Raw genomic sequence first — 2,789 nt, 5'->3', positions numbered from 1 at the left:
CCGCGCCTCCACTGCTGTGGCCGGTGCGGCGCTGGCCGCCTTCCGGGCCGAACCGTTGCCGGCAGCGCCCGCCGCGCAGCCCGATGGCCAGGCCGAACCGGCGCACCTCTTCAGGGAATTGCCGCCGGCCTTTGCACCGGCCTTTGCGCCGCCCACATCGCCGCCCGCATCGCCGACGCCGATTGCGCCCTTGAGTCCGCCGTCGTCTGTCGCCTTTCCGCTGGGCGCGGCGCGCGGGCAGGTGGCGGCCACCTATATCGTGGCCGAAACAGACGATGCGCTGATCCTCGTCGATCAGCATGCTGCCCATGAGCGGCTGACGCTGGAGCGCATGAATCGCGCGCTGGCCGGCGGCACGGTGGCGGCGCAGGCGCTGCTGGCGCCCGAGATCGTGGAGCTGGACGAGATCGCCGCCGCGCGGGTGACGGCGCGCGCTGCCGAACTGGCCGAACTGGGGCTGGAAGTGGAAGACTTTGGCCCCGGTGCCATCGCCGTCCGGGCCACGCCGGCGCTGCTCGGCACCTGCGATGTGAAGGGGCTGATCGTTGATCTGGCAGACGATCTGGCAGCGTTCGGGGCGGCGCTGTCTCTGAAGGAACGGCTGGAGGCGGTGGCAGCCACCATGGCCTGCCACGGCAGTGTGCGCGCCGGCCGGCACCTGAGCCTCGCCGAGATGAACGCGCTGCTGCGCGAGATGGAAGCCACGCCGCATAGCGGCCAGTGCAACCATGGCCGCCCCACCTGGGTGAAGCTGGCCAAATCCGACATCGAGAAACTGTTCGGCCGCCGCTGACATGACAGGGTGACGGCTCGCCGCTATTGCGAGCCACTTGCATTTGCGCGGCCGCTGGGTGATAACGCTTCGCAACAACGCCAGTCGATTCGGGAAGCGCCGTGTACGTCTGTGTCTGCAATGCCCTTCGGGAACGGGATGTGAAGGCCGCCGCGCGCGCTGCCGGCCGGGCCTGCCCGCACGCCGCCTATGCCCAGCTCGGCGCGCGCGTGAAATGCGGCCAGTGCCTTCCCTTTGCCCGCGAAGTGGTGAGCGGGGCATCCACCCACGCCTGAGGCGCCAGATGCTGGCGCGGCTGCGACTGCAAGTGCGTTGCAGCTACAACTATCGGAAAATTCAGGACTTTTCTTGACGTGGCGGCCTCCCGGTGGCACAGCGACCGGGAAGGAGACGTTCCATGAAGGGCGACGCCAAGGTCATCGATTATCTCAACGCCGTGCTCAAGGGTGAGTTGACGGCGGTGAACCAATATTGGCTCCACTATCGGCTGCTCGACAATCTCGGCATCCGCAAGCTCGCCGAGTATGAGCGGCACGAATCCATCGACGAGATGCGCCACGCCGACAAGTTGATGGAGCGCATCTTCTTTCTCGAAGGCTTCCCCGCCATGCAGCAGCTCAATCGCCTGCGCATCGGCGAGACGGTGGAGGAGGTGCTGCAGGCCGATCTGGAGCTGGAGTTCGAAGCGGTTGCCCTGCTGAAGGACGCGATCCAGCATTGCGAGACGGTGCGCGACTATGGCAGCCGCGAGCTGTTCGAGGAGATCCTGGTCGCCGAGGAAGAGCATATCGACTTCATCGAGACGCAGCAGGAAATGATCAGACAGATGGGCATCGCCAACTATCTGCAGCTGCAGTCAAAGCCGGCCGAGGGCTGAGCAGCGGTCGCGTGCACATGAAAAGGGCCGCCGCAGTGTCCCTGCGGCGGCCCTTCTTTTTCCTGTTGACCGGCGGCGCGATCAGCCGCGGGTGCCGGCGTAGAGGCTCCACAGATTGGCGATGTCCTGCATGCCGCTCTTTTGGTTCACGGCCTTGAAGGTGGCCTGCGCGGCGGCCTTCTGGCCGGCCTTGGTCTGCGCGATGCCCTTGAACACGCGGGCATAATCGGCATCCGGTCCATTGGCGGCGATGGCCTTGTCATAGGCGGCGATGGCCTTGCCATAATCGTTGAGACCAAGCCAGGCGTTGCCGCCCTTGAATGCGGTCGCGGGGCTGGCTGACAGCTTGTTGGCTTCCGGCGCTTCCTTGGCCACGGCCTTCTCGGCCGCGGCGGCCAGCTTCTGGTCCATCGGATCGCTGGTCAGGCCGGACTTGCCAAGTGCATTCTTGGCCACGGCAGCTTGCCCGTTGATCATCGCCAGCCTGGCGAAATCATGGAAATCTTCCTTGCGGCTCATTGCGCCGGTGGTGTCCATCAGGTGATAGAGCGCCAGCTTGGCTTCCGAGCGCATGTTCTGGCCCTGCAGATCGGACAGCAGCGTCTTCCAGCGGTTCGGCGATGGATCGACCTTGATCAGCCGGGTGGTGGTGGCGAGATAGCCGGCCTTGTCTCCGGCCTTGAACTGGGCGCCGGCCAGATTTTCCAGATAGACCGACTTGGCGCCGTTCGAGCGGATCAGGTTGTTGTAGGCGCTGATGGCCGCCTTGTGGTTGCCCTGCCGCGTGTAGGACTGGGCGATCAGGATCTGGCTGGCTTCGCCGGGGCAGCTCTTGGCGATGCTCACCGCCTTGTCGAGTTGGCCGGCGCGATAATAAAGCGGACCAAGCTGGCCGCAGGGCGCACCCACCTGCTCAAGGGCGGCAGCCGCCGCGCCGAACTGGCCGACGGCGGTGAAGGCATAACCGGCCATCTGCGCCGTCTTCTGACGTTCTTCCTCGGTCGAGGCGGCGGCGCGGGCGCGGGCGATGGCGGCCTGCACGCCCGCGGCGTTGCGCGACTTGGCGGCAGCCTGGGCATCGTTGAGGGCCTTGCCCACGGCTTGCGACACGGCGGCCAG

3 protein-coding genes and 1 pseudogene are annotated in these 2,789 nt (G+C 66.3%); 3 read left to right on the top strand and 1 reads right to left on the bottom strand.

Annotated features, from left to right (window positions below):
- The 3 genes and pseudogenes from GJV64_RS13385 to bfr form a co-directional block, all read left to right on the top strand.
- A pseudogene (locus GJV64_RS13385) lies at positions 1–793 on the top strand (DNA mismatch repair endonuclease MutL); the annotation flags it as partial.
- A gap of 101 nt (positions 794–894) precedes the next feature.
- Positions 895–1,068: a (2Fe-2S)-binding protein gene (locus GJV64_RS13380; RefSeq protein WP_164157854.1), complete on the top strand. Its 174-nt coding sequence runs from the start codon at positions 895–897 to the stop codon at positions 1,066–1,068.
- A 122-nt stretch (positions 1,069–1,190) separates the two neighbouring features.
- Positions 1,191–1,670 carry a bacterioferritin gene (gene bfr, locus GJV64_RS13375; protein ID WP_164157852.1) on the top strand — a complete coding sequence of 160 codons (480 nt, stop codon included), beginning with the start codon at positions 1,191–1,193 and terminating at the stop codon, positions 1,668–1,670.
- An 81-nt stretch (positions 1,671–1,751) separates the two neighbouring features.
- Here the strand turns inward: bfr and GJV64_RS13370 are convergent.
- The coding region (locus tag GJV64_RS13370) for a tetratricopeptide repeat protein (protein WP_164157849.1) at positions 1,752–2,789 on the bottom strand (1,038 nt) is incomplete at its 5' end.

This window comes from Sandarakinorhabdus rubra (genome assembly GCF_010994245.1).
Classification (GTDB): Bacteria; Pseudomonadota; Alphaproteobacteria; order Sphingomonadales; family Sphingomonadaceae; genus Sandarakinorhabdus; species Sandarakinorhabdus rubra.
The sequence above is the reverse complement of the archived record's forward strand: the minus strand, read 5'-3'. Positions and strand labels throughout refer to the sequence as shown.

What these genes read in the sequence shown, in the direction of transcription:
- bfr (WP_164157852.1), top strand. Translation starts at nt 1,191, where the DNA reads ATGAAGGGCGACGCCAAGGTCATCGATTATCTCAACGCCGTGCTCAAG.